Consider the following 24,523-nt stretch of genomic DNA (forward strand, 5'->3'; position numbering starts at 1 on the left):
TGGGCGCGGGGCAAAACAACGGCAAAGTACGGCGCTGGTTGCAGCCGGGCACTATTTCATCTGCCGTACCTCTTTGCCCAGCTGAGCCGCGGCGGGCCGCCCTGCCGGCAGCTTCTGCAGCGCCGCCAGGTACTGCTGGGCTTCGGTTTTGTGGTTGAGGTTGATGGCCAGGCGGGTGAGGTTGGCCAGTGTCTGCCAGTCGTTGGGCTTGCTGGTATTGGCCCGCTGATACAGCGCGTAGGCCTTATCCTCCTGCCCGTGCAGGCTGTGGTACATGCCCAGGTTGAAAGGACCAAGGGAGCTTTCCGGGTAATACTCGCTGACGAGCTCGGCCAGCTGCCGCGCTACCTCGGCGTCTTCGGGAGTGTCGGCCTGCCAGTAGGGCAGCATGTATTCTTCCAGGTTTTCGGGCAGAAAAACGGCCTCCGGCCTTGGCAACGGCTTGCCTTCCTGCCAGCGCCACGGCTGGCCGCTGGCTTTGCGCGCAGCCAGGGCCTCGCGTAGCACCTGCACTTCCGGGCCCGGCTCGTGGGTCATCTCGTAGGCCTTGGCCAGCCCGAACCGCATATCCAGCCGGTCCGGGGCCAGCCGTATGCCTTCGCGCAACGTGTTGCGGGCGGCCTCCAACAGGCGCGGATCGTAGCCCTCGCTGAGGGAGCCGGCGGCGCTGCCATCTTGCTTTTGCAGCGCCACGCCCCGCCCGGCGGCCGGGGCCGTGCTCACCACCACGCGGTACGACTTGCGCAGCAGGTAGTTGAACTGGGCCACGTACCGGTCGGGGTTGTTGGGCTCTTTCAGCTGCCAGGCCGCCAGCACCCGCCGTTGCTTGGCAGTGTCCTGGGCCTGCGCGGCCCGCCGGTAGTCGATAGGAAAGGTTTGGGCAACAACCGGGGCCGCCGCAAGCAGCAAACCCATCAAGGGTAGAATAACGCGCATAGTAGCTGGTAGTGCGGAAAAAGAGTGGCGCAAGCTACGCGCCGTAGCAGATTTACCGGTTAGCGAAGCCACACAATTTCTGCCTCAGCCCCATCCTTCCCTCCCAGACGCACAAAGCCCCGCACCTGCTGGCAGGTGCGGGGCTTTGCTGAAACTGCTTCAGGCCGCGCTTACGCCGAAGCGCCTTCGGCCAGTACGATAACGTTGTTGCGCAGCACCTCTACCACCCCGCCGTCGATGCGGAAAGTAGTAGCGCCGCCGTTCAGCACCACGTTGCCGGCTTTCAAAGCCGAGATCAGCGGGGCGTGGTTGTTGAGAACCTCGAACAGGCCATCGGTACCCGGAAACTGGGCCGACGTAACCTCGCCTTCAAAAACCTTGCGGTCGGGGGTGATGATTTCTAGATGCATGGTCTGTATTGTTGAATGGCTGAATTGATAAATGGTTGGTCGTTCTAACGAGGTGCTGAACAACCAACCATTTATCAATTCGGCCACTAAGCCATTTATTTTGCTTCCGCCATCAGCTTCTCACCCTTGGCCACGGCATCTTCGATGTTGCCTACCAGGTTGAAAGCCGCTTCCGGCAGGTGGTCGTGCTTGCCGTCGATGATTTCGTTGAAGCCGCGGATGGTGTCCTTGATGTCAACGAGGACGCCTTTGAGGCCCGTGAACTGCTCGGCCACGAAGAATGGCTGCGACAGGAAGCGCTGCACGCGGCGGGCGCGGTTTACTACCTGCTTGTCTTCCTCGGAGAGTTCGTCCATACCCAGAATGGCGATGATGTCCTGCAGTTCTTTGTAGCGCTGCAGAATCTCTTTCACGCGCTGGGCGGTGTTGTAGTGCTCGTCGCCGAGGACGGCGGCCGATAGGATGCGCGAGGTAGAGTCCAGCGGGTCAACGGCGGGGTAGATGCCCAGCTCGGCGATTTTGCGGCTCAGTACCGTGGTGGCGTCCAAGTGAGCAAAGGTGTTGGCCGGGGCCGGGTCCGTCAAGTCATCGGCAGGAACATATACGGCCTGTACCGACGTGATGGAACCGCGCTTGGTAGAGGTAATCCGCTCCTGCATGGCGCCCATTTCGGTGGCCAGCGTAGGCTGGTAACCTACGGCCGACGGCATCCGGCCCAGCAGAGCCGATACTTCGGAGCCAGCCTGCGTGAAGCGGAAGATGTTGTCGATGAAGAACAGGATGTCGCGGCCGGCGCCGGTGCCATCACCGTCGCGGAAGCTTTCGGCAATCGTCAGACCCGACAGGGCTACGCGGGCACGGGCTCCGGGAGGCTCGTTCATCTGGCCGAACACGAGGGTGGCCTGCGACTTCTCCATCTCGGCCATGTCTACTTTGCTCAGGTCCCAGCCGCCTTCTTCCATCGAGTGCTTGAACTCCTCGCCGTAGCGAATGATGTTGGCTTCGATGAATTCGCGCAGCAGGTCATTGCCTTCGCGGGTACGCTCACCAACACCGGCAAACACCGACAGACCCGAGTAGGCCTTGGCTACGTTGTTGATCAGCTCCTGAATCAGTACGGTTTTGCCTACGCCGGCACCACCGAACAAACCAATCTTGCCACCCTTTACATAAGGAGCGAGCAGGTCGATTACTTTAATGCCGGTGAAGAACACTTCCGAAGAAGTAGCGAGGTCTTCGAAGCGCGGGGCCTGACGGTGAATCGGCAGGCGCGTGGTGCTCGTGGGCTGTGGAATGCCGTCGATGGCGTAGCCAATGACGTTGAACAGACGACCTTTGATGCTGTCGCCGGTAGGCATGGAGATAGGAGCGCCCAGGTCACGCACAGCGGCGCCACGGGTGAGGCCTTCCGTCGAGTCCATGGCGATGGTGCGCACACGGTCTTCGCCCAGGTGCTGCTGGCACTCCAGGATAACGACCTGGCCGTTGTCTTTGATGACTTCGAGGGCGTCGAGGATGTTGGGGAGCTTAGAGCCTTCACCCGCGAAGCTCACGTCCACAACGGGACCGATAACCTGGGTGATTTTGCCGGTATTCGCCATTACTTTTTATGTATGGAGTGGGATGCAACGATTCAGGCCGCAAAACTACGGCTTAATACCCGCTTTGCCAAAGCAGGTTTTTTCAAGAATTTTCCGAGCCCGGATTCCGCCTCTCCAACCCTGAAAATCAGGCACTCACAGCCCGCAAAACCCCTTTTACACGCTACTGAGGCCAAATTTTCTGAAAAAATTTTTCGCCGAAAGTTTGCCTTGAAAAAAAGCCGTACTACATTTGCAAACCCAAACGGCACACCGGTAACGGAAACGGATGGGAAATTGTCCGATGGTGTAACTGGCAACACGCTTGATTTTGATTCAAGAAAGTCCAGGTTCGAGCCCTGGTCGGACAACCGACTACCACAACGCGAAAGGCGCTGATTCTTCCTCCCCGGAAGAGTCGGCGCCTTTCGCTTTTTATATCACAGATTTTGCAGATCAAAAAAAGGGGTTTCACGGATGGGTAGTTGCTACTCAATCCGTGAAATCCCTTTTTTAATCTGCGAAATCTGTGATTCACCTTTCCCTTCTTTTCAAGTACCCCATGTCACAGCAGGTAAAAATATTCGCGGGCAACGCCTCCCACGAACTGGGTTTGAAAATTGCCGAAGCGTTCGGCCAGCCGCTCGGCGACCTGAGCATTCAGCGCTTCGCTGACACGGAGCTGGGACCGAGCTTCAACGAAAGCATCCGGGGCTGCGCCGTGTTCCTGATTCAGAGCACCAACCCGCCCGCCGAAAACCTGATGGAGCTGATGCTGATGGTGGACGCCGCCAAGCGCGCCTCCGCCGCTTCCGTTACCGTAGTAATGCCCTACTACGGCTACGCCCGCCAGGACCGCAAAGACAAGCCCCGCGTGAGCATCGGCGCCAAAGTAGTGGCCGACTTCGTGCAAAGCGTAGGCACCGACCGCCTGATGACCTGCGACCTGCACGCCGGCCAGATCCAGGGCTTCTTCGATATTCCGGTTGATCATCTGGACGGCGCCACCGTCACGGCCCCTTATATCAAGTCGCTCAACCTGGAGAACCTCATCTTTGCCTCGCCCGACGTGGGCGGTGTGGTGCGCACGCGCGGCTTCGCCAAGAAGTTCGGGGCCGAAATCGTGGTCTGCGACAAGATGCGTTTGCGGGCCAACGAAATTGCCTCGATGCAGGTAATCGGCGACGTAACCGGCATGAACGTGGTGCTCGTGGACGACATCGTGGACACGGCCGGCACCATCTGCAAAGCCGCCGAGCTGCTGATGGAGCGCGGCGCCAAGTCGGTGCGGGCCGTGATTACGCACGGCGTGCTGAGCGGCCCGGCCCACGAGCGGATTCTGAACTCGGCGCTGGAAGAGCTGGTTATTACCGACACCATTCCGCTGAAGCAGGAAAACCCGAAGGTGAAGGTAATTTCGCTGGCCCCGCTGTTTGCGCAGGCCATTCACAACGTGGTGTCGCACGAGAGCATCAGCTCGCTGTTTGTGTAGCGGCGCCTTTGGCGCAGGATAAAATCACTGGAAAAACCAAAGCGCCGCCGCGGTTGGCGCAGCTTTGGCACGGTCTTGAAAGGGGAACTGTAAAAAGTTCCCCTTTCTGTTTTTTATTTTTATTCTGCGCCATGAAACGTCCTCTACTCCTTTGCTGCCTCACTGCTATGCTGGCCCTGGGTGGGCTGGCCAGCTGCACCACCACTGTGCACATGCAGGCCCTAGCGCCGGCTTCGGTGTCGATGCCCGTGCAGATGCAGCGCATAGCCACCGCCAACCGCGTACTGCCCGAAAGCCGCCGCGACAAGTTCTTTGATGTGCTGGAAGGCATCTTCACCGGCGAAGGCCCGCTGGTAGACCGCGCCGGGGCCGAGTCGTGCACGATGAGCGTGGGCGAGGCCCTGATGCGCAACAGCCCTCGTTTCCGCGTGACGCCGGCCAGCCTACAGCTGCTGGGCCGCACCCGCGAGTTCTTCCTGCCGCCCATGGCCCCCGACTACGTGCGCGAAGTGTGCCGCCGCTCGCAGGTAGACGGGCTGGTGGTGCTGGAAGCCTTCGACTCAGACATGCAGCTCAGCCAGAGCGTGGAGGAGCGTATCATCAAGGAGAAAGACAAGCCCGACCGCAAGGTGCCGGTTACGGTGGTGCACATGAGCATGCGCGTGGTGACGGGCTTCCGCACATATGGCCCGCAGGGGCTGGTGGTAGACCAGGCCCGCCAGGAAGACCGCCTCAATTTTGTGAGTGAAGGCGACACCTACCAGCAGGCCCTGCGCGGCCTGCCCGCTCCCGAGGAGTGCATCCGGCGCGTCTCCACCCGCATCGGCGACCAGTACGCCCGGCGGATTGCGCCTTCCTACGTGAACCTCTCGCGGGAAGTGTACACCCGCGCCAAGCGCGACGAGCTGCTGCGCCAGGCCAACGTGCGGGTGCAGGCCGAGGACTGGGAGCAGGCCGCCACGGTATGGCGCCAGGCCGCCCAAAGCGCCGACCCCAAAGTGGCGGGCCGCGCCTGCTACAACCTGGCCGTGTACCACGAGATGAACGGCAGCCTGAGCAGCGCCGTGGACTTTGCCCGCAAAGCCGCCTACGACTACCAGCTCGCCAACGCCCGCGACTACGTGCGCCAGCTGCAGGCCCGCCAGCAGGCTGCCCAGACAGTGGAGCAGCAGATGGGCCCTGCCACCAACGGCGGGCAGTAGGCCACCCGGCCCGCGCAGCAGCAGAAAGGCAGATTCGGGTTTCTATTGTCGGATAATCCGCCTATCTTTGCGGCCCGTTTGCCTGCTTTGGGCACGCGTTTTTTCCTCAAAAGCACACTTTTATGAAAAGCCTCGAGATTGTAGGGTTTAAAAGAGCGAATCTCGGTAAGAAGGACGCCAAGGCTATCCGCCTCGAATCGTACGTACCATGCGTACTGTACGGTGGCAAAGAGCAGGTTCACTTCTCCGCCCCCGCTATCCTCTTCCGCGAATTGCTGTACACGCCCGAAGTTCACATCGTGGACCTGAACGTGGAAGGCACGCACTACAGCGCCATCGTACAGGATGCCCAGTTCCACCCTGTAAACGAAATGCTGCTGCACGTTGACTTCCTGGAGCTGCAGGAAGGCAAAGAAGTGAAGATGGACGTGCCTGTGAAGTACGTAGGCGTTTCGCCAGGCGTACTGGCCGGTGGCAAGCTGGTGAGCAAGCTGCGCAAAATCCGCGTACGTGCTACCCCCGAAAACCTGCCCGAATTCGTAGAAGTAGACATCTCGGAGCTGGGCCTCGGCAAGTCGATCAAGGTGAGCAAAGTTGTGCCAAACAACTACACCATCCTGACCAACGAGCAGGCTCCTATTGCTACCGTGGCCATCCCACGTGCCCTGAAAGGCCAGATGTCGGCCGACAAATAAGGATCACGGATTGGCACGGATGTAAGCGAATTTCACGGATTTTGTGGACGACGCGGCATACCTGCCTTTCCAACCCAAAAAGCCGTCCTGCTCGCAGGGCGGCTTTTTTTTGTGTGCGTTGAGGGCCGGGCCAGCAGAATATTGCTGTTCCGGCTGCGCAACTTTGCATCCGTGAAATCCGAAGAATCCGTCTAAATCCGTGATATGAAGTTTCTTGTGCTGTGCCTGGGCAACATCGGGCCGGAATACGCCGATACGCGCCACAACGTGGGCTTTATGGTGGGCGACTACCTGGCCCGCAAACACGACGCCGCGCCCTGGCAGCTGGGCCGCCATGCCTTCACCACCGAAATCAAGCACAAGGGCCACACCTACGTGCTGGTGAAGCCCACCACCTACATGAACCTGAGCGGCAAGGCGGCGGCCCACTGGCTGAGCACACTCAAGCTCACCAAGGAAAACATGGTAGTCGTCACCGACGACCTGGCCCTCCCCTTCGGCAAACTGCGGCTGAAAGCCAAAGGCTCGGCCGGCGGCCAGAACGGCCTCAAGCACATCCAGGAAACCCTGGGCTCTGACGAGTACGCCCGCCTGCGCTTCGGCATCGACTCTAGCTTCTCCAAAGGCCGCCAGGTGGATTACGTGCTCAGCCCCTTCTCCGCCGATGAAAACATCGATCTGGAAGGCCGCCTGGAAAAAGCCGCCGAAGCTGTGCTGGCTTTTGGCGCTATGGGCGTAGAGCGGGCCATGAACGTGGTGAACGTGAAGTAAACCTCGCATTCAGGCCATCCTGTAAAAGCAGAACGTCATTCAGAGCGAAGCGAAGAATCTCGCTAGAGGGTAATCAATCGATATACCCTCTAGCGAGATTCTTCGCTTCGCTCTGAATGACGTTCTATTGTTATCGGGTAGCGGCTTACGCCACTCCCGAACCCGGCCGCACGGAGCTGCTGGGCTGCATGAGGCTGAGCACGCCGTCGGCGTTTTCGGCCATCAGGAGCATGCCCTGGCTTTGGATGCCTTTGATTTCGCGGGGGGCGAGGTTGAGCAGCACCTGCACCTGCTGGCCGATGAGGGCCTCGGGCAGGAAGTGCTCAGCAATGCCTGATACGATGGTGCGGGGCTCATCGAAACCGAGGTCTACGCTGAGCTTGAGCAGCTTTTTGGTTTTGGCGACCTTCTCGGCGGCCACGATGGTGCCGATGCGCAGATCCATCTGCTGGAACTGCTCGAAGCTCACATCCTCTTTCGCGGGGGCGGCTACGGCGGCGGCCAGTTCGTTGGCTTTCTTGGTGTCTAGCAGCTTCTGCACCTGGGCTTCCACGGTGGCATCCTCGATTTTGGTGAACAGCAACGCGGCTTCGGCCAGCTGGTGGCCGGCGGGCAGCGCGTCGGGGCGGCCGGCCTGGGGCCAAGTGCCTTTCTCGGTGTTGAGCATCCGGCCCAGGCGGGCGGCGGCTTCGGGCAGGAAGGGCTCCAGCAGCGTGACGAGGGCGGCGGCCAGCTGCAGCGACACGTGCAGCACGGTGCCGGTGCGGGCCTCGTCGGTTTTGATGAGCTTCCAGGGCTCCTGGTCGGCCAGGTACTTGTTGCCGAGGCGCGAGAGGTTCATCAGCTCGTTCAGGGCGTCGCGGAAGCGGTAGTTGTCAATCAGCTCCCCGATGCGGGCCGGGAACTCCTGCAGCTGGCGCAGTACGTCCTCGTCCTCGGTGGTGAAGCCCACGGCGGCGGGTACTTTGCCTTCAAAGAACTTGTGGGTGAGCACCACGGCCCGGTTCACGAAGTTGCCGAGGTTGGCCACCAGCTCGTTGTTGTTGCGGGCCTGGAAGTCTTTCCAGGTGAAGTCGTTGTCCTTGGTTTCGGGGGCGTTGGCGCAGAGCACGTAACGCAGCACGTCGGCCTGGCCGGGGAAGTCCTGCAGGTACTCGTGCAGCCACACGGCCCAGTTGCGGCTCGTGCTGATTTTGTCGCCTTCCAGGTTCAGGAACTCGTTGGCGGGCACGTTATCGGGCAGGATGTAGTCGCCGTGGGCCTTGAGCATCGTCGGGAAGATGATGCAGTGGAACACGATGTTGTCCTTGCCGATGAAATGCACCAGCTTGGTTTCGGAGTCCTTCCAGTACGTTTCCCAGGTATCGGGCAACAGGTCCTTGGTGGCCGAAATGTAGCCGATGGGCGCATCGAACCACACATACAGCACCTTGCCTTCGGCCCCGGCAACCGGCACGGGCACGCCCCAATCCAGGTCGCGGGTTACGGCGCGGGGGTGCAGGCCCTGGTCAATCCACGATTTGCACTGGCCGTACACGTTGGCCTTCCAGTCCTGCTTGTGGCCTTCCACAATCCACTCGCGCAGCCAGGGCTCGTACTGGTCCAGGGGCAGGTACCAGTGCTTGGTTTCGCGCAGCACGGGGTGGTTGCCGCTCAGCATGGAGCGCGGGTTGATGAGCTCGGTGGGGCTGAGTGAGGTGCCGCACTTCTCGCACTGGTCGCCGTAGGCGTTTTCGTTGCCGCAGTTGGGGCAGGTGCCCACGATGTAGCGGTCGGCCAGAAACTGGTCGGCCTTCTCATCATAGTACTGCTCGGAGGTCTGCTCGATGAACTTGCCTTCCTCGTAGAGCTTCCTGAAGAAGCCGCTGGCTACCTCGGCGTGCGTTTGGGAGGACGTGCGCGAGTAGATATCGAACGACACGCCGAAATCCTGGAACGAGTCGCGGATGATGGCGTGGTACTTATCGACCACCTGCTGGGGCGTGACGCCCTCCTTCTGGGCCCGGATGGTGATGGGCACGCCGTGCTCATCGGAGCCGCAGATGAATTTTACGTCGCGCTGCTGGGCGCGCAGGTAGCGCACGTAGATGTCGGCGGGCAGGTACACGCCGGCCAGGTGGCCGATGTGCACGGGGCCGTTGGCGTAGGGCAGCGCGGCCGTAACGGTGTAGCGTTGGGGAAGAGAGGCCATATCGGGGGCAGAAATCAACTAAATCGAAAGAAAGCCGCGGCCGGGCAGCCAACGGGAGTGCAAAGGAACGAGGAATAAAGAGGAATGCCGCCGGTAGGCGCGCACAGGCTACTTCGGCAATGGGCCACCGCCGGCTGGTTGCGGGAAGGCCGGCGCCAGGCAGCGCAATGGGGCGGCCAGCAACTTTACCTATTAATCCTTCTATATTTCGGCTACCTACGGCGGCATTTTGCGTACTACGGGCCAGCTACCTCCTTTTCCCCCATTTTTCAAGCCATGAAGAACCCCGACCAAAAGGAATCTGCCAAGAAGGCAAAGAAGGAAAAAGACCCGGCTGTAAAGGCCCAAAAGAAAGCCGCCAAAGCTGCCAAAAACACCGCCAGCGCCCTTTCCGACACCCGCGCGGGCAAGAAGGCGTCGCAGAAAAAAGCTCTGAAGACGGCCGCCAAGCAGCTGCAGAAAGAGCTGGATGGCCGCATCAGCGAAGTGGTGAAGCGCATCCGCAAGGAAACCAAGGCCAAGCTGCAGGAAGTGGTGAAAGATGCCACCCAGCGCCTCGACGCCGACATGGAGCACCTGTTTGAGCAGGCCTTGCACACGATAGTGCGCCACCACGAAAACGGCACCGCCGCCGCCTCCGACAGCATTTCCACCGAATCGGACCCCACGACGGCCGCCGCTCCGGCTAAGCCCGCCGCCCGCGCGGTAGCTAAGCCAGCCGCTAAACCGGCCGCCTCCCGCCAGCAGCCGGCAGCCAAAACCGCGGCCGCGAAACCCGCCGCCGCACCAGCCTCTAAGGCAGCTCCGGCCAAGCCGGCCGCCCGGCCCGCGGCGTCCCGCTCCCGCGCTGCCGCCGCGCCAAAGCCCGCCGCTGCCAGCACCGACAATACGCCGGCTCCGACCAACAATCCAGAGGCTTAGCCCCCCTGCCCCTCCACAACACACCGGCCCGCTACTTCTCAGGAGGTAGCGGGCCGGTGTGTTATCGGGAGGCCTGAGGCGTAGCTAGGGCCGCCGCACGGTATCGACCGGGGCGCCATTGAGGCGACGCAGGCGAGTTTCCTGCGAGGTGGTGTTGGCCTCGTTGGTGTTGAGGCTTTCCGGGCGCTTGCGCGAGTTGATGCCGCTGGCCTGCTCGCCGAGCTGCACGCGGCCCGGCGTGGCGTCGGGCACGGAGCCACCGTAGCCGCCGCCGCTGTTGTAGGCCGCCTGGCGGTCGGCATCGGTGCGGATTTCGGCGGGCGCGGCCGTGGGCCGGGCCACCTCATTGGAGGTTTCCTGCGACGTGAAGCAGGAGCTTAGCAGGCCCGAAGCCCCCAGCAGCAGCAAGCCGCACAGCGGATAAACACGAATCGTTTTCATACAGAAAGTAAGGCCGACCGCCCCGAAGCTGGCGCGGCCTTTCCTAACAACGACTTCCCGCCCTATTGGGTTGGCCCGGGCCGCATTACCCGGCCACGCGCGGCGCCAGCGCCGCCCGGATTCCGTCCCAAAGGCCCACGCGGGCCTGCATGCAGCGCACGGCCGTTTCCTCGGCCTGCTGCCAGCGGGTGGCGTCGTCGGCGCACAGGTCGCGCACCATTTGCTGGGCCAAAGGCGTGTGCACCTCCTCGTCGAGCTGAATGTGGCGGTCCAGGTAGTAGGTGAACGTGTCAAGCTGGCCGGGGAACCGCTGGCGCAGGTCGTGCACGAGGTGGCGGAACATGTCCGGGATGACGTCTTCGCGGCCGAACGTGAAGGCGGCGGCCACGGCGTGCGGCTGGCCCGACTCGATGATGCGGAACGTATCAAGCACGAATTCGCGCACCGAGGCCGGGGCGTCGGCTGCTTCCAGGGCCTCGGCTACGGTGGCGCCTTGCGCCAGGGCGGCCAGCAGTCGCTCAATCGGAGCGGTGTCGGCGCCGCACTCGCGCATGGAGCGCAAATACAGCTCGAAGTGGCTGGCGGGGCGGCCTTCGGGGTCGACGTCGGTTTCCTCTTCCAGCACGATGTCGTTGATGAGGCGGCGGGTGGCGGGGTTGCCGCGGGGCACCCATGGCACCTCCACGCAGGTCAGCTCCCGCTGCAGCGCCTTCAGCAGCGACATGAAATCCCAGACGGCAAACACGTGGTGCTGCATGAACACGCGCAAATCGTCGAGCGAGTGCAACGACTGGTACACGCCGTGGGCTACCAGCTGCTGCCGGGCCGGGGCAAGGGCCTCCTGCAGGCCGGCAATGGCATCAGAATGAACTTGAGTGGACATGAGAATCGCGGATTAGGCGGATTGATTGGATGGCACAAATTGCTGTGGCCGGCGAAAACACGCCCCAGCCACCGTTTTGGGCTATAACAAACGAAACGGCCCGCTGGCTTGGATTGCCAGCGGGCCGTTCAGCAAAAGTACAGCAGAGCGCCATGTATGGCGGCGCCCAAGTCGGTCAGGCTACGCTTACTTGGCCTTCTCGAACGTCATGCCGTAGGAATCCATGCAGTAGCGCAGGCCGGTGGGCTTGGGGCCGTCGTTGAAGACGTGGCCGAGGTGGCCGCCGCACTTGGCGCACACCAGCTCGTCGCGGCTCATACCCATGGTATTGTCGGCGGTTACTTTCAGGCTGTTTTCGGTGGCCGGCGCCCAGAAGCTGGGCCAGCCGGTGCCACTCTCAAACTTGGTTTCCGATGAGAACAGCAGGTTGTGGTCGGCGGCGCAGTAGTAGTTGCCCTTCTCGTGGTTGTCGTGGTAGGGGTTGTTGAAGGGCCGCTCGGTGCCCTGCTCGCGCAGGATGTAATACTGCTCCTTGGTGAGCTGCTTGCGCCACTCGGCGTCGGTTTTGCGCACCGGAAACTCGTCGGGCTTGCCGGTTATCGGCTTGGGCTTGGGGTAGACTTTGGCCGCGCCGGAAGGGGCCGTAGCAGTCCGCGGCGAGTCGGCGGCGTCCATTTTGGCGTCGGTGCGGGTGTTTTTTTTCTGGGAGCAGGCCGTGTTCAGCGTCAGCACCGACAGCAGCACAATTAGGAAAGAGGAGCGCATAAGAGAGAGAAAAGAAGATGGGTACAGAAGAAAGCAAAAACCCGCGCTGGGCAGGCTACGGCTAGAACATACGCAAGCGGGCCCGGGTTCGGCCTTGCCAGCCGCAATCTTCCGGCGGGGTTGCCGTAGAGACGCAGCAGCCCAGCCAGTTGGCCTGCCGGGCTTGCCCGATTCTTCCTCTCTCATTAACAATTGATTACTGTAATTTATTTGCGACAAACATTCCGTACCTTTGCGCCCGGAAACCCCTTTGTATGCAGAACATCCGGAACATCGCCATTATTGCCCACGTTGACCACGGCAAGACCACGCTCGTGGACAAGATCATTCATGCCTCGAAGCTGTTCGATGAGCATCAGCAGTTCGACGACCTGATCCTCGACAACAACGACCTGGAGCGTGAGCGAGGCATCACCATCGTCTCTAAAAACGTATCGGTACGGTACAAAGACGTTAAAATCAACATCATCGACACCCCTGGTCACGCCGACTTCGGCGGCGAGGTGGAGCGCGTACTGAAGATGGCCGACGGCGTATTGCTGCTCGTTGATGCCTTCGAAGGTGCCATGCCCCAGACCCGCTTCGTACTGGGCAAAGCCATCGACCTGGGCCTGAAGCCCATCGTGGTGGTGAACAAAGTCGACAAGGAAAACTGCCGCCCTGACGAGGTGCACGAGCAAGTTTTCGACCTGATGTTCAACCTCGGCGCCACCGAAGACCAGCTGGACTTCGTGACGCTGTACGGCTCCTCGAAGCAGGGCTGGATGAGCACCGACTGGAAAGTTAAAACCGACAGCATCATTCCGCTGCTCGACGCCGTAGTGGCCTCGATTCCGCCAGCTCCGACCCTGGACGGCACGCCTCAGATGCAAGTTACCTCGCTCGACTACTCGTCGTTCGTGGGCCGTATCGCCATCGGCCGCGTACACCGCGGTACGCTGAAAGAAGGCGCCAACATGAGCCTGGTGAAGCGCGATGGCACCATCAAGAAAGTTAAAATCAAGGAACTGCAGGTGTTCGAAGGCCTCGGCCGCACCAAGGTTTCCGAAGTTAGCTCAGGCGAAATCTGCGCCGTAACGGGCATCGAAGGCTTCGACATCGGCGACACCCTCGCTGACGCTGAAAACCCCGAAGGGCTGACCACCATCAGCATCGACGAGCCGACGATGAACATGCTGTTCACCATCAACAACTCGCCGTTCTTCGGTAAGGAAGGTAAGTTCGTGACCTCGCGTCACCTGCGTGACCGCCTGTTCAAAGAAACCGAGAAAAACCTGGCCCTGCGCGTGAAGGAAACCGACCGTGAGGACTCGTTCCTGGTGTACGGCCGCGGCATTCTGCACTTGTCGGTACTGATCGAAACGATGCGCCGCGAAGGGTTTGAGCTGCAGGTAGGCCAGCCGCAGGTGCTGTTCCAGGAAGATGAAAAAGGCAACCGTTTGGAGCCCATCGAGCACCTGGTAGTGGACGTACCAGAGGAAACTGCCGGTAAGGTAATCGAGCTGGTGACGATGCGGAAGGGTGAGCTGACCATCATGGAGCCGAAAGGCGACCTGCAGCACCTGGAGTTCAACATTCCGGCCCGCGGCCTGATCGGCCTGCGCAACAACGTGCTGACCGCCACCGCTGGTGAGGCCATCATGAACCACCGCTTCTCGGCCTACGAGCCGCACAAAGGCGTAATCCCCGGCCGTATTGCTGGTTCGCTGATTTCGATGGATACCGGTGTTGGTACCGCTTACACCATCGACAAGATGCAGGACCGTGGCGAATTCTTCGTTGATCCAGGCGAAGAAGTATACGCCGGCCAGGTTATCGGCGAGCACACCCGCCCGAACGACCTGACCATCAACATCCAGAAAGGCAAGAAGCTCACCAACATGCGCGCGTCGGGCACCGACGACAACGCCAAGATCATCCCGAAGCGCCAGTTCTCGCTGGAAGAAGCCATGGAATACATCCAGAAGGATGAGTACCTGGAGGTAACGCCGAAGTCGATCCGGATGCGTAAGATTCTGCTCGACGAAAACGAGCGCCTGCGCTCGGCCAAGAAAGTAGACTAACTGTCTGCACCATAACGACAAAAGCGCCGGACAAGAATTGTCCGGCGCTTTGTCGTTATGGTGCTTTTATTCGCTATGTTTAATAGAAACTGACTATTACAACTATGAAGCGAGTTATATTCTTAGCGTTGGGAGTCACGTTCCTGAGTGGGCATTTCACCGCCAACGGCCAAAGTATCGTAGCTGGCCAGACCAACGGAGTTGCCTATACAGATATCATTCCTGATCGAGTAACAGTCTTAAGAACTCCGAATGGGCTGCTATCTGATTCGCTCGACTTGAATTTGGATGGCATCTATGACTTGCGATGGACTGCACGCAACATCTTCTATACCCCACCTGTAGGACGAACTGGTTGGGAAACTCGTGCAATGATACGCCCCTTGCATGACAACATTGAAATTGGTTGTTCTCACTCCATTTCACCCACTGCCTCTTATAATCATGGTTTTATTCTTGGCTATAGCGCAGCAGGTGTTATAGAGGCACAATTACCTCAAACGACGACTAATTCGTCTTACGTTGACAGTTGGCTCGGAAAAGCCGCTTGGCCTACCGAAGCTTCTTTCGTATGGGTGGAGCGTGTAGTGACAGAGTCTTATAGAACAGTGGGTGGTTATTTACCAGGCGTAGACAGATACATGGGCATACGCTTTCGAACGACTGCCTCTGCGCCATGGCGGTATGGTTGGGTTAGAGTGGCGACTCAAGCAGCTATAGGTGATGTCACGATTACAGTGAAAGATTACGCTTTCGAGCAAACCATTCTCAACACTAGAAAGGCACCTGCCAGCGCGTGGCAGGTGTATCCCACCCCAGTGGCGCATACACTTACCATTCAGTCCAGCACGGCCGGCTCGAAGCACGTCACGCTACTGAATGTTCAGGGGCGAGTGTTATCAGAAACGCAGTTCACAGACCTTACGTCTTCGCCACTTGATTTGTCACGCTTTGCGGCAGGCGTTTATATCCTCCGCCTGACGGATGCGACGGGCACCGTTACCAAGCGTGTCAGCAAATTGTAGACTGCGTTGCTGCTGGCTAAAGGGCTCGATAATAACTAACTCGATTTTATCGAGTTGTGAAGAGGCATAGCCATTGGTTATGCCTCTCTTACGTTTTACGCTATCAGTGACACTCCCTGCCTCCTTGCCGCCCTCCCCTGCCACTGCCCGCCGCCTGCACTTGATGGGCCAGCGCTGGAGCAACCTGCTGTTTGCGCACTGGCCTGTGCCTCCCGAGTTGCTCCGCCCCTATTTGCCGGCCCGGCTGGAGGTCGACACGTTTGAGGGGCAGGCGTGGCTGGGCGTGGTGCCGTTCACGATGAGCCACATCCGGCCGCTGGGGCTGCCGGCCGTGCCGGGCCTGAGCGCCCTGCACGAGCTGAACGTGCGCACCTACGCCACCCTCGACGGTGTGCCGGGCGTGTGGTTTCTGTCGTTGGATGCTACGCAGCCGCTGGGGGTGTGGGCGGCGCGCACGCTGTTTCACCTGCCCTACCTGCACGCCCGCATCAGCCTGACCGAAACGGCCGGTACGCTGCGGGCTGTGGCCGAGCGCACCCACCGCGGCGTGGCTCCCGCCACCTTCGCTGCTACCTGGACGCCGGGAGCCGCGATGCCGCTGGCGCAACCGGGCACGCTGGCCTATTTCCTCACGGAGCGGTATCATCTCTACACGGCCGGCCATACGGTACGCCCCCACCAGCACGGAACCGACCTATGGCGTGGCCGCCTCTGGCACGAGCCCTGGGCACTGCGGGAAGCCACGCTGCAGGAGTGGAACTCCACGCTGGTAGAAAGCCACGGCCTGCCCACGCCGCTGGGCCCGCCCCTGCTCTACGCCGCCGATGCGCTGGATGTGCAGGTGCAGGAACTGCGCCGCGTGTAAGTCCACAGGTGGCGCTACCGTCGCACCTCAAACCCGGTATAATGCCGTACCGGCCTGGCGGCCACGTCTACTTTGGTAACCTGCGCGGCAGGCGGGCCATGCTGGCACCAGGCCTGCAGAGTGTCCAGCGCTTCGGCCGGACCTTCGGCTTCGATGGTCACGGTGCCGTCGGGGTTGTTGCGGGTGTAGCCGCTGATGCCTAGCTTTTCGGCCTGCTGCCGCGCCGACTGCCGGAAAAATACGCCTTGCACGCCGCCATGAACGAGGAATGCACGATGCTGAACAGACATGAATAGTTGATTCAGGAAGTGGTTATCTGGATGCCATAGCGGAGGGCAACTGGCCGCCGATACGGAGCCACACGAAGGTAAGCGGCAGCGTAATTGCGCGGGCTCCCCGATCTTGCGGCCACACGACTGCTCTTGCCCTGATATCTTATGCGCTACCGGCTTTACAACTGCACCCTTTATACCGGGGCTGAAGTGCTTACTCAGCACAGCCTGCTTGTTATGGCAGATGGGCGCCTTGGCGGAGTAGTGCCCGACGCGCAGGGCCCCACCGATATTCCGGCCGTAGATGGGCGCGGACTGCAGCTGGCGCCGGGCCTGCTCGATCTACAGGTGTATGGTGCCAACGGCCGGCTGTTTTCAGTGCAGCCCGACCTGGCCGCCCTGGAAACCCTCACGGCCCACGCCTTTCGGCACGGTACCACCGGCGTGCTGGCTACCATGCCTACCAATGCCTGGCCCCTGATGCGGGAGGCGCTGGAGATAGGCCGGGCACATCGGCACCTACCGGGCCTGCTGGGCATTCATCTGGAAGGCCCCTACCTCAACCCGACAAAGAAAGGCGCGCATCAGGTTGAGTTTATCAAAGCCCCCACCGTAGCGGAAGCCAACGAGTTGCTGGCGTTGGCCGACGACGTGCTGCGCATGATGACTCTGGCTCCCGAGCTTACGCCACCTGCCGTAGCAGCCCGCCTGCGTGAGGCCGGCGTGGTGTTGTCGGCCGGCCACTCCAATGCCACCTACGCCCAGGCTATGGCGGGCTTCGATGGCGGATTTTCCGCCGCTACCCACCTGTTCAATGCCATGTCGGCGCTGCAGGGGCGGGAGCCAGGACTAGTGGGCGCTGCGTACGATGCGGCCACGGCCAGCGCCAGCATCATTGCCGATGGCGTGCATTGCGACTTTGCCTCGGTGCGCATCAGCCACAAGATTATGCGGGAGCGGCTGTTTCTGATTACGGATGCCGTGACGGAAAGCGCGCAGGGCGCCTACCGGTTTCGGCGCCAAGCCAACCACTTTGTGGATGTGCAGGGCACGCTGGCCGGCTCGGCCCTCACGCTGCCGCAGGCAGTACGCAACTGTGTGCAACACGCCGGTATTCCGCTGCCAGAGGCCTTGCGCATGGCGTCGTTGTACCCGGCCCGCGTGCTGGGTCTTGACGGGCAACTGGGGCGCCTGGCGGCCGGCTATGCGGCTGATTTTTGGTTGTTTGACAACGAGCTGAACGCCCAGGCCACGGCCCGGGCCGGCGAACTGGTCTGGCACGCCTAGCGGCTGCTCTAGGGCTGGTACCTAGTGTTGCCTCACAAAGAACTTAGTTGCAGCGGTAGTGCCGCCGAAGCTTCCGTTATTTAGCCCGCTGTACCACTACCTCCATCATGCCGCCCGTTACCCTACTCTACGCTTTGACCATTGTGCTACCGCTGCTGGCTACGGCCGTGGCCTTCTGGGCGGGCGGCTGGTGGCGGCGGCTCTATGTGGGTGGTGCGCGCCTGTTGCTGGGCGCGCTCATGCTGGGCGGCGGCCTCTACAAGCTCTCCGACAATCACCTGCCCGGCCTGATGGGCCCGCCCATGGACCACGCCTTTCTGGCCAAGCACAGTCTGGAAATCTTTGCCCGCTTCATTGGGGTGGCGCAGCTGCTGATTGGGCTGCTGCTGCTCACGGGCCGGTTTGCGCTGCTGGGGGCCCTGATGCTGGTGCCCATGTGGGTAGGCATCGTGATGCTCACCTGGTCGCAGCACTGGACGGGCACGCCGTACCTGACCTTGGGCTTCCTGATCCTGACTCTGGGGTTGCTGCTGCACGACTACCACCGGCTCAAATACGTGCTCTATCCGCCCGCGCAGCCCGAAACCATCCGGGTGGTGCCCTTGCGCACCGGGCCGCGGAGCCTGGAGGCACTGTGGTGGCTGGGGGTGGCCGTATTCATGGGCGGCAGCCTGCTCTACCCGGTTTCGCTGCGCATGATGGTGGGCACCATGCTGGCGGGCCTGTTGCTGCTGCTGGCGGCCGGCGGCCTGCTGCTGTGGCGCCGGCGTACCGCCGCCGCCGCGCCCGGCGTTTAGCCGCGCTGGCGCACCGCCTCAAACGTGAGGATGGCCGTGGCGGTGCTCACGTTCAGCGAATCAATGTAGCCGCCCATCGGGATGATGATGGTTTCGGTGCAGGCCTGCATGAGCTCGGGCGTGAGGCCGTCGGCTTCGGTGCCCATCACGAAGGCGGTGGGGCCGCGGAAGTCGTACTGAGTGTAGGGGCGGGCGTGGTCGGTGAGGGCGGCGGCGTAGGTGCGGATGCCATGCTGCTCGCACCAGCTCAGCAGCTCCTGCCGGGTGGTGGCCACGGTGGGCACCGTGAAGATGCAGCCGATGCTGCTGCGAATGGCGTTGGGGTTGTAGAGGTCGGTGCGCGGGTCGCAGATGATGACGGCGTCGGCGCGGGCGGCGTCGGCGGTGCGCAGGATGGCCCCCAGGTTGCCGGGTTTCTCCACAGCTTCCAGCACCAGCAGCAACGGCGCGGCCGGCAGCTTCAGCGCGGCCAACGTGTGGCGCGGCGGCTGGGCCAGGGCCAGCACCCCATCGGAACCCTCCCGGTAAGCTACCTTCTCAAACACCGGCTTCGACACCTCAATCCACTCGGTGGCGGCCCCGGCGGCCAGGGCGCGCAACTCGGCCAGGCGGGCCGGGCCGGCCAGTTCGGGGCACACAAACAGCGTGGGCACGGCTACCCCGGCAGCCCGGGCAATGGTGAGCTCGCGCAGGCCTTCGATAATGGTGAGGCCCTGCTCGCGCCGCTCCGACGACTTTTGCTGGAGGCGCAGCAGGTTTTTGATGCGCGGGTTCTGAGGGCTGGAAATGAGGTCGGGCATAGCGAAAAACGGGCCCGGCAGGTGGGCGGGCCCCCAAAGATACGGGGCCGGGGGCGAGCGGCGGCGCACTTTTCCGTACCTCAACCGTTATCCTTGCACACGCGTAAGCGTGCTGACTTTCGGTTTCGCCTTTTTCCTGCAAATGCGGCTACAACTCAATACCAAGATTCTTCTGGGCTTCACGGTGGCGCTGCTGGTGCTCACGCTCACCTCGCTGCTGGCCTACCGCAGCATTCAGCAGCTGAGCTTCTACACGCGGCAGGTGGAGCACACCTACCAGGTGATGCAGCACACCTCCGACATGCGCATGCGCACCCGCGACGCCCAGCTGGCCGTGCGCAACTATCTGCTGCTGGACGACTCCACCCGCCTGGACGAGGTGCAACCCAGCCTCGACGGGGCCCTGCGCAACTTCGATGCGCTGCAGCTGCTCACCCGCGACAACCCCACGCAGCAAACCCGCCTCGACAGCCTGCGGCAGCTGATTGCCTTCGAGCGGGCCCTGCTCAACAAGTGGCAGCGCGTCCGGCCCTCGCCCGAGGCCGCCCGCGACCTGGTGCTGGCCGACGCCAATGCGCTGAACGATATCCGGCGGCTGCTGGATGAAATCACGGCCGACGAAACCGTGCTGCTCGACCAGCGCCGCCAAAACCAGGATTTCTACGAAAACACCAGCCCGCTGGCCATCGTCGTGTCGGCAGTGCTGGCCGTGCTGATTGTGCTGTGGCTGTTCTCGAAAATCTCGCGCGAGCTGCAAGCCAACCAGCGCCTACAACAGGAGCTGACCACCGTCAACACAGACACGGCCCGGCGCATCGAAATCATCGAAAACCTGGCCAACCAGGTGGTGCAGGGCGACTTCAGCGTGAAGATCAGCCAGGACCAGCAGCGCGACACGCTGGGCAAGCTGGCGACTTCGCTCAACCGCATGACCCAGACGCTGGACGAGAACTTCACGGCCCTCAAAAACCGAAACCAGGAGCTCGACCAGTTTGCCTACGTGGCCTCCCACGACCTGAAAGCGCCATTGCGGGGCGTGATGACGGTGGTCAAGTGGATTGAAGATGAGCTGCACGGCGAGCTGAGCGAGCAAATGCGCCAGTATCTGGGCATGATGAAGGGCCGCCTCAGCCGCCTCGAAGACCTGATCAACGGCTTGCTGGCCTACGCCCGCGCGGGCCGCACCGAGCAGCACATCGAGGAAGTGAACGTGGCGCAGCTGGTCAGCGAAATCACGGAAATGGTGGTGCCGCTGAGCTTTCGGGTGGAGCTGGCCGACTCGCTGCCGGTATTCCAGACCGACCGCCTGAGCCTGCAGCAGGTGTTCACCAACCTGATGAGCAACGCCGCCAAGTACCACGACAAGGAAGCCGGCACCATCACCATCGGCTGCCGCGACGCGGGCAAGTGCTACGAGTTTCGGGTGCAGGACGATGGCCCAGGCATTGCCCCCGAATACCACGAGAAGATCTTCCTCATTTTCCAGACCCTGCGCGACCGGCACACCGCCGAAAGCACCGGTATCGGCCTGAGCATCGTTAAGAAGATTATTGACGAGCAGAAAGGCAGCATCCACGTTGAGTCGGCGGCCGGCCAGGGAGCTGCGTTTGTATTCACTTGGCCAAAAGAGGCCACCAAATAGGGTGGTGATGAGGGAATGAAGTGCTGAGTTGATGATGTAACGCTCTTACTCTGGTCTTCCATCAGCTTTAACTTCAGCTCCTGTTCTCTCATTGCCCTATCACCTGTCACCCCATCACTCCATCCCTACTATGCGCTCCGTACTGCTTGTAGAAGACGATTTCTTTGACACCATGACGGTGAAGAAGTCATTCGAGAAATTTAGCGTTCAGCACAAGCTCTACACGGCTTTCAATGGCCTGGAAGCCCTGGATTTGCTGCTGGGTCGCAACGGAATCGAGCCGATCCGGCCGCTGCCCGAAGTGATTCTGCTGGACCTGAACATGCCTAAAATGAACGGCCACGAGTTCCTGGCTGAAATCCGCCGCAACCCCGAGCTGGCCGACATTCCGGTGTTCATCACCACTACCTCGGCCATGGACGTAGACCGGCTCAATGCCCAGAACCTGGGTGTAAGCGGCTACATTCTCAAACCCATTGATTTTGAAACCACTACCGACATGGTAGACAGCATGAGCCTGCTGGAAAAGCTGCTCAAATAAGAAATAAGTAAGAATCCTTTATCATGACGCTTAAATTCGAAAACGACACCACCCGCATCTACTACGACGATACCATCCCCGGCTTGGTGCAGGTTTGGAACGGCTTTGCCACCGGCGGCCCTCTGCGCGAAGCCCACGACGCGCTGCTGCAGCTACAGCAGCAGTACGGCACGGCCAAATCCCTGAGCGACCTGCGCGCTATGCGCGTGATTCCGCGCACCGACCAGCAGTGGATTCAGGAAACATTTTTTCCGCAGGCGCTGGCTGCTGGCTACCGCGCCGTGGCCATCATCACCAGCGAAGACATTTTCAACCAGACTTCTGTAAAGAATATTCTGCTGCATGTTGGGCAGAACGATACCTTTCAGGCCGAATACTTTCAGGACGAAAGCGCCGCCCGGGCTTGGCTGGTGCAGCTGCCGTAGCGCCCCCTCAAAACCGGGCACTTATTTTGCGGCATCGGCGCACAGGTTTCGTCCAGAAGCCGTTTTTGTTGTAGCGCCTCATCCTTCGCCCTTCTGCTCTTTTCGTATGCTATTTCGTTCTGCCTTGCTGCTGTCGTTGGGATTGGGGCTGGCCGCGCCCGCAGTGGTGCGGGCCCAGCAGGCTCCGCGTGAGCTGAACACCCTGCCGCCGGCCCCGCCCACCAGCCGCCCGGCCGCCGCCGCGCCTGTGGCCGCCCCCGACACCGCCCGCCAGGCTGCCCCGCGCCAGCTGGCTGCTCCGCCCGCGGCGCCCACTCCGCAGCCGCAGCAGGCCCCCCTGCCCCCGGCCGCTACCACCCGCTACAGCGTGGGCCTGAAAACCGGGCAGGTGTATAAGGGATTCGATGTGCTGGTGAAGCAGCCGCTGCTGGGCCGCCCTTACCTGCTCATGGATGGGCAGCAGCGTTTCGAGCTGGACCAGGTGCGCTACTACGAAGACGAAACCGGCTTCTACGTGCGCACCACGCTGCCCGGCCGCTCTTCCCGCGAGTCCACGCTGCGCCGCGACAAGGTGGGCCGCATCAGCCTCTACTCCATCACCAGCACCCAGTACGCCGGCAACGGCATGGGCGGGTTCGGGGGCTATGGCCGCTACGGCGGGTTTGGGGGATACCCCTACGGCTTTGGCGGGCCGATGTACCGCACCACCAAAACCGAGTATTTCAGCAAAGACAACGGCCCGATTGAGAACTTGAACGTGCGCACCCTGGCTTTGGCCACCGCCGACAACCAGGCTGCGACCAGCCTGCTGCTGCAGGCCCGCCAGTACCAGACCTACACCACACTAAGCTACGTGGCGGCCGGGGGCCTGCTGGTGGCCGGCCTGGTCCAGTCGCTCAACCCCAACAGCAACGGGCCGGCTATTTCGCCGCTAGTATATGCCAGCCTGCCCCTCATGATTGTGCCGCTGGTGCTGGGCGGCAAAACCCAGAACAACGTCCGGCAGGCCATCAGCCTCTACAACCGCGGGCAGTAGCTGGGAGGCGGGGCGCGCCAAAACCGGCCGCTCCGCCAACGCCAGGGCCCTTACCTGCGTAGGCTGCAGGTGTGATACCAGACCTTTTTTCGGCCGCCGATGCCGACACGGAAGCGCGCCGCCGCAAAGCCCTGCTGGTGCATGAGCGCCTGTGCGCCGAGTACGGGGCGCCCTTCCCGTTTTTCAGCACCAAAGACCCGCTCAGCGAGCTGGTCAGCGCCCTGCTCTCGCACCGCACCCGCAACCACGACTCGCACCGGGCCTACCAGGAACTGCGGGCACGGTTTCCAACCTGGGAGGCCGTGCGCGATGCGCCCACCGAAGCCGTGCAGGAGGCCATCAGCGCCTGCACCTGGCCCGAGCAGAAGGCCCCGCGCATTCAGGCTGTGCTGCGCGAAATCAGCACCCGCTGCAACGGCGGCCCCTGCCACCTGGAGTTTCTGGCCGACCTGCCGGTGCCCGAGGCGCGGGCCTGGCTGGAAGCCATTCCGGGCATCGGGCCCAAAACCAGCGCCGCGGTGCTGCTCTTCAGTACCCTGCGCATTGCAGCTATGCCCGTGGATAGCCACCACCACCGCGTGGCGCAGCGCCTGGGCCTCATCGGCCCTAAAGTGGGCGAGGCGGCCGCTCACAAGCTGCTGGAGGCCCTGCTACCCACCGGCTGGGATGCCCAGCAGGTCTACGACCACCACGAGGCGCTGATGTTCCACGGCCAGAAGTGCTGCTACTTCCACACGCCCGCCTGCGGCCGCTGCGTCATCCTCGACCAATGCCCGTTCGGCCAGGCACGGGTGAGGTAATTTTTGGTGATGAGGTGATGAGGTGATGAGGTGAAAATATTCACTCTTTGGCCTCTTGTTACTGGCTTTGCCTTACTTGCTGTCCACGTCACCCCATGACCGTTCACCTGTCACTCAATCACCCCATCACTTCATCACCAAAATTCACCTCATCACCAAAAACCATATGAAACCTACTTACGGCGTACCGGCTTTGCTTTCGTTTTTCATTCCTGGCCTGGGGCAGCTCATCAAGGGACAGATTCTGAAGGCCTTTCTGATCTGGGCCGTAGGCGGCGCGCTCAGCTTTTTCCTGGTCTGGACCATTGTGGTGCCGTTTGTTATCTGGGCCTGGAACGTGTACGACGCCTACAACGACCCGGCGTAGCGGCATGGCCGTGCTTCATCTGAAGGCCAAGCCCAACGCCCGCCAAAACGCCCTGCTGGTATCCCCGGACGGCACCATTACGGTGCGCCTGCACGCGCCCCCGCAGGATGGCAAGGCCAACGCCTGCCTGCTGGCGTATCTGGCCGAAGTGTTTGGGTTGCCGAAGTCGCAGCTGACTTTGCTGAGCGGCCACACCGCCCCGTTCAAGAAAGTGGAGCTGGCCGGCTTGTCCGATGTGACGGTGCAGGCTACACTTGCCCGCTATTCTGTTGCCTGACGGCAGCATTCCTGTAAGAATTAAGTACTCTGTACTTGA

26 protein-coding genes and 1 tRNA gene are annotated in these 24,523 nt (G+C 61.5%); 18 read left to right on the forward strand and 9 right to left on the reverse strand.

What is annotated here, in order from left to right; translation table 11 throughout:
- Positions 1-51 precede the first annotated feature (51 nt).
- The 3 genes from N008_RS04280 to atpD form a co-directional block, all read right to left on the reverse strand.
- A complete protein-coding gene (locus N008_RS04280; protein WP_156109006.1) occupies positions 52-936 on the reverse strand; it encodes a hypothetical protein in 885 nt (294 codons plus the stop codon).
- A 170-nt stretch (positions 937-1,106) separates the two neighbouring features.
- A complete protein-coding gene (gene atpC, locus N008_RS04285; protein ID WP_044013995.1) occupies positions 1,107-1,346 on the reverse strand; it encodes an ATP synthase F1 subunit epsilon in 240 nt (79 codons plus the stop codon).
- A 95-nt stretch (positions 1,347-1,441) separates the two neighbouring features.
- Positions 1,442-2,947 carry a F0F1 ATP synthase subunit beta gene (atpD, locus tag N008_RS04290; protein ID WP_044013997.1) on the reverse strand — a complete coding sequence of 502 codons (1,506 nt, stop codon included), beginning with the start codon at positions 2,945-2,947 and terminating at the stop codon, positions 1,442-1,444.
- A 277-nt stretch (positions 2,948-3,224) separates the two neighbouring features.
- On the opposite strand from atpD, the gene N008_RS04295 reads away from it, so the two are divergent.
- From N008_RS04295 to pth, 5 genes are all read left to right on the forward strand, one after another.
- Positions 3,225-3,297, forward strand: a tRNA-Gln gene (locus tag N008_RS04295).
- A gap of 191 nt (positions 3,298-3,488) precedes the next feature.
- Positions 3,489-4,418, forward strand: a complete 930-nt coding sequence (locus N008_RS04300) for a ribose-phosphate pyrophosphokinase (protein WP_044013999.1) — start codon at positions 3,489-3,491, stop codon at positions 4,416-4,418.
- 131 nt (positions 4,419-4,549) lie between these two features.
- Entirely contained in the window at positions 4,550-5,620 is a 1,071-nt protein-coding gene (locus N008_RS04305; RefSeq protein ID WP_156109007.1) for a DUF6340 family protein, read from the forward strand.
- Positions 5,621-5,742: 122 nt separating this feature from the next.
- Complete coding sequence (locus tag N008_RS04310) at positions 5,743-6,315, forward strand: 50S ribosomal protein L25/general stress protein Ctc (RefSeq protein ID WP_044014004.1); 573 nt, start codon at positions 5,743-5,745, stop codon at positions 6,313-6,315.
- 204 nt (positions 6,316-6,519) lie between these two features.
- Positions 6,520-7,086 carry an aminoacyl-tRNA hydrolase gene (gene pth, locus N008_RS04315; protein WP_044014006.1) on the forward strand — a complete coding sequence of 189 codons (567 nt, stop codon included), beginning with the start codon at positions 6,520-6,522 and terminating at the stop codon, positions 7,084-7,086.
- A 145-nt stretch (positions 7,087-7,231) separates the two neighbouring features.
- On the opposite strand, the gene metG is transcribed toward pth, so the two are convergent.
- Positions 7,232-9,277 (reverse strand): methionine--tRNA ligase, encoded by a 2,046-nt coding sequence (metG, locus tag N008_RS04320; protein WP_044014008.1) that lies wholly within the window; start codon positions 9,275-9,277, stop codon positions 7,232-7,234.
- Positions 9,278-9,553: 276 nt separating this feature from the next.
- On the opposite strand from metG, the gene N008_RS04325 reads away from it, so the two are divergent.
- Positions 9,554-10,198 carry a hypothetical protein gene (locus N008_RS04325; RefSeq protein WP_052381185.1) on the forward strand — a complete coding sequence of 215 codons (645 nt, stop codon included), beginning with the start codon at positions 9,554-9,556 and terminating at the stop codon, positions 10,196-10,198.
- Between the two features lie 84 nt (positions 10,199-10,282).
- Here the strand turns inward: N008_RS04325 and N008_RS04330 are convergent, their stop codons facing one another.
- The 3 genes from N008_RS04330 to msrB form a co-directional block, all read right to left on the reverse strand.
- Positions 10,283-10,639 (reverse strand): hypothetical protein, encoded by a 357-nt coding sequence (locus N008_RS04330; protein WP_156109008.1) that lies wholly within the window; start codon positions 10,637-10,639, stop codon positions 10,283-10,285.
- Positions 10,640-10,724: 85 nt separating this feature from the next.
- On the reverse strand, positions 10,725-11,522 hold the full coding sequence (locus tag N008_RS04335; protein ID WP_044014012.1) for a DUF3050 domain-containing protein: 798 nt from the start codon (positions 11,520-11,522) through the stop codon (positions 10,725-10,727).
- A gap of 186 nt (positions 11,523-11,708) precedes the next feature.
- A complete protein-coding gene (gene msrB, locus N008_RS04340) occupies positions 11,709-12,287 on the reverse strand; it encodes a peptide-methionine (R)-S-oxide reductase MsrB (protein WP_044014014.1) in 579 nt (192 codons plus the stop codon).
- Positions 12,288-12,541: 254 nt separating this feature from the next.
- Between msrB and typA the strand changes: the two genes are divergently transcribed.
- From typA to N008_RS04350, 3 genes are all read left to right on the forward strand, one after another.
- Positions 12,542-14,350 (forward strand): translational GTPase TypA, encoded by a 1,809-nt coding sequence (gene typA, locus N008_RS04345; protein ID WP_044014016.1) that lies wholly within the window; start codon positions 12,542-12,544, stop codon positions 14,348-14,350.
- 104 nt (positions 14,351-14,454) lie between these two features.
- Positions 14,455-15,375: a T9SS type A sorting domain-containing protein gene (locus N008_RS22640; RefSeq protein WP_081910608.1), complete on the forward strand. Its 921-nt coding sequence runs from the start codon at positions 14,455-14,457 to the stop codon at positions 15,373-15,375.
- 124 nt (positions 15,376-15,499) lie between these two features.
- A complete protein-coding gene (locus tag N008_RS04350; protein WP_197062949.1) occupies positions 15,500-16,240 on the forward strand; it encodes a YqjF family protein in 741 nt (246 codons plus the stop codon).
- A 14-nt stretch (positions 16,241-16,254) separates the two neighbouring features.
- On the opposite strand, the gene N008_RS04355 is transcribed toward N008_RS04350, so the two are convergent.
- A complete protein-coding gene (locus tag N008_RS04355; RefSeq protein ID WP_044014022.1) occupies positions 16,255-16,530 on the reverse strand; it encodes an acylphosphatase in 276 nt (91 codons plus the stop codon).
- Positions 16,531-16,677: 147 nt separating this feature from the next.
- Here N008_RS04355 and nagA point away from each other — a divergent pair, with 147 nt between their 5' ends.
- Positions 16,678-17,799, forward strand: coding sequence for an N-acetylglucosamine-6-phosphate deacetylase (nagA, locus tag N008_RS04360; protein ID WP_044014024.1), 1,122 nt, complete (start codon positions 16,678-16,680; stop codon positions 17,797-17,799).
- Positions 17,800-17,906: 107 nt separating this feature from the next.
- The gene (locus tag N008_RS21300) at positions 17,907-18,596 is read left to right on the forward strand and encodes a DoxX family membrane protein (protein ID WP_081910610.1); all 690 of its coding nucleotides are present in this window, start codon (positions 17,907-17,909) and stop codon (positions 18,594-18,596) included.
- Here N008_RS21300 and N008_RS04370 read toward each other — a convergent pair.
- Entirely contained in the window at positions 18,593-19,396 is an 804-nt protein-coding gene (locus N008_RS04370; RefSeq protein WP_044014026.1) for a TrmH family RNA methyltransferase, read from the reverse strand. The two genes, N008_RS21300 and N008_RS04370, sit on opposite strands and share 4 nt — an antisense overlap.
- A 142-nt stretch (positions 19,397-19,538) precedes the next feature.
- Between N008_RS04370 and N008_RS21305 the strand changes: the two genes are divergently transcribed.
- The 7 genes from N008_RS21305 (at position 19,539) to N008_RS04405 (ending at position 24,484) form a co-directional block, all read left to right on the forward strand.
- Complete coding sequence (locus N008_RS21305) at positions 19,539-21,038, forward strand: sensor histidine kinase (RefSeq protein WP_197062950.1); 1,500 nt, start codon at positions 19,539-19,541, stop codon at positions 21,036-21,038.
- Positions 21,039-21,168: 130 nt separating this feature from the next.
- Positions 21,169-21,579: a response regulator gene (locus tag N008_RS04380; RefSeq protein ID WP_044014028.1), complete on the forward strand. Its 411-nt coding sequence runs from the start codon at positions 21,169-21,171 to the stop codon at positions 21,577-21,579.
- Positions 21,580-21,602: 23 nt separating this feature from the next.
- Positions 21,603-22,004 carry a hypothetical protein gene (locus tag N008_RS04385; protein WP_044014030.1) on the forward strand — a complete coding sequence of 134 codons (402 nt, stop codon included), beginning with the start codon at positions 21,603-21,605 and terminating at the stop codon, positions 22,002-22,004.
- 106 nt (positions 22,005-22,110) lie between these two features.
- Positions 22,111-23,040, forward strand: coding sequence for a hypothetical protein (locus N008_RS23510; protein WP_197062951.1), 930 nt, complete (start codon positions 22,111-22,113; stop codon positions 23,038-23,040).
- Between the two features lie 71 nt (positions 23,041-23,111).
- Positions 23,112-23,840, forward strand: a complete 729-nt coding sequence (locus N008_RS04395; protein ID WP_231569779.1) for an endonuclease III domain-containing protein — start codon at positions 23,112-23,114, stop codon at positions 23,838-23,840.
- Between the two features lie 166 nt (positions 23,841-24,006).
- Positions 24,007-24,207: a hypothetical protein gene (locus N008_RS04400; RefSeq protein ID WP_044014034.1), complete on the forward strand. Its 201-nt coding sequence runs from the start codon at positions 24,007-24,009 to the stop codon at positions 24,205-24,207.
- A gap of 4 nt (positions 24,208-24,211) precedes the next feature.
- Positions 24,212-24,484 (forward strand): DUF167 domain-containing protein, encoded by a 273-nt coding sequence (locus tag N008_RS04405; protein WP_044014035.1) that lies wholly within the window; start codon positions 24,212-24,214, stop codon positions 24,482-24,484.
- Positions 24,485-24,523: the final 39 nt, after the last annotated feature.

The organism is Hymenobacter sp. APR13 (assembly GCF_000737515.1).
In the GTDB taxonomy this organism is placed as follows: Bacteria; Bacteroidota; Bacteroidia; order Cytophagales; family Hymenobacteraceae; genus Hymenobacter.